Source organism: Candidatus Competibacter phosphatis (assembly GCF_012939995.1).
GTDB lineage: Bacteria > Pseudomonadota > Gammaproteobacteria > Competibacterales > Competibacteraceae > Competibacter > Competibacter phosphatis.
Genome location: NZ_SPMZ01000096.1, coordinates 1 through 1,695 on the forward strand (window position 1 = coordinate 1; position 1,695 = coordinate 1,695).

Annotated in this window: 2 protein-coding genes and 1 pseudogene; 2 read left to right on the plus strand and 1 reads right to left on the minus strand. The window is 55.4% G+C overall.

What is annotated here, in order from left to right:
• Together E4P82_RS20725 and E4P82_RS20730 are read left to right on the plus strand one after the other, a co-directional pair.
• Positions 1-353, plus strand: a pseudogene (locus tag E4P82_RS20725) (hypothetical protein); the annotation flags it as partial.
• 1 nt (position 354) lies between these two features.
• Positions 355-570, plus strand: a complete 216-nt coding sequence (locus E4P82_RS20730) for a hypothetical protein (RefSeq protein ID WP_169250656.1) — start codon at positions 355-357, stop codon at positions 568-570.
• Positions 571-1,317: 747 nt separating this feature from the next.
• Here E4P82_RS20730 and E4P82_RS20735 read toward each other — a convergent pair.
• Positions 1,318-1,695 (minus strand): hypothetical protein (locus E4P82_RS20735; protein ID WP_420887149.1); only part of this gene is annotated, 378 nt, incomplete at its 5' end.

Sequence of the window (1,695 nt, forward strand, 5' to 3'; positions counted from 1 at the left end):
AACTGGCTTGGGATCGGCTGGAAGACCTACGCAAGCTCGCCCAACGGCGCGGCTGGACCGAACACGGCATCCCGCACGGCTACCGCTCCAAGTACGTCCACTGGTGCCTCAACTTCCTGCTGCTATCCGGGGCCATCCCCGCCAACCAGCTCTATTTGGAAGCCCAGGCCCTGGTTCGGGAAGTCTGTCCCGACTTCGACAAGGACGTCCGCTCCGTACTCTCCACCCTGTACCGCAAGGCCAAGGCCTACGAAGCCGGTGAACGGATCGAATTCAACGGCCGCACCTATCCGCCGCTCTACACCCCCCCGCAATCGCACCCTGCTCGCCCTATTCGACGTGCAAGACGATGAAATGAAAGCACTTAAAACCATCATCACGCCGGAGGAAGCGGCGGAACGTCACCGGGAACGTAATCGCGAGGCTGAAGATCGGGCTACTTACCTGAGAACTGCGAAACAACGCCGAGTAGAAGCACAGTCAAGGCGAGAAAAAGGTGAGTCTTTACGGCAAATTGCGGCAGTTTTAGGGGTAAGTCCCGAGGCGGTTCGTAAGATGCTCAAAGAGTAGGGTGTCAACTGTCCTGCGTATTACTAGTGGCGTAGCCCTTGGTTTTTTGGGGTTGGGGGTGTCGGGGTGCTTTTTTTATTTGGGGTGGTTGGAGGCGCTGCCGCCCCGCCAGGGAAGGCGACCGTGAGCGCCAGGGAGGGCGCGAACGGGGGGCGGCTCCGTCAGGGACGACGGCTTGTCCACGGTCTCCAGGGATGGGGTGTCACTGAACGGTGTTTAGGGAGGGAGGGGGGGGCGCGGGGGGGGAACCGTGGAACAGGGCTGATAATGCCCTTTATCGGAACTAATCCAGGGTCTTTCGAGTGGTCATGATGGGTTAATCCCAACACTCATGCCATCAGGGGCAATAAGCACCCCAAAGGTAAGCAACAAGCAGAGTGACAAATAGGATATCCACCATATTGACTGATAAGGTCACTTAAAAATCAATATCTTAAAAATATATATGTCACTGCCAAATAGGCTATAGTCTATTTGGCAGTGAGAGCCAGACGGTTGTAGGCCAAACCCCTAGCAACTTCTTTAACTAATTGACATGAAATAACTATTTCCATTATTGCACTTGATAACAAGATTGTTGGGATTACCCCATGATCGAACGGGTGGTCGAGAGACTAGGCGTCGATGCCCAGAGAAACGCCGGAGGGGCCGTTTTTTGTTTTAAAATCGCTAAGTTAGTGCGGATGACGGTTGCCGATTTTTACTGAGTTTCCTTCAACAACCGATATCCCCATTCCGATTGACTTGTTAGGCCTGCTTCCAGAACTGTTGTAGCCACCGTTGCGTGCGCCGACCCAGTTGCCATGACGGTAAGGCGAGCTGAAGAAGTGACAGTCCCAGTGGATTTGTTCGCGCCCATATCAGCCCAGCCACCCACCACAAGCCGTGATTCAAGTTGCGAGGGCGACTGTTGCGCCAAGCAGTGGTGACCCGGCCCAACACGGCATCTGGGGTAAACGGTCCTTCGCAATGCAGTTGTGCGTCGCCACGGATTAAAAACGCCGCGCCGTCCACCCACCGCACGATACGGTGCAACACATAGCGCTCCATTACGTCCGATGAGTCCGTTTGCACCAGCACCATATCCCCCAGACGAAGCGTGAGGGCCGGTTCGAGTTCCACCAC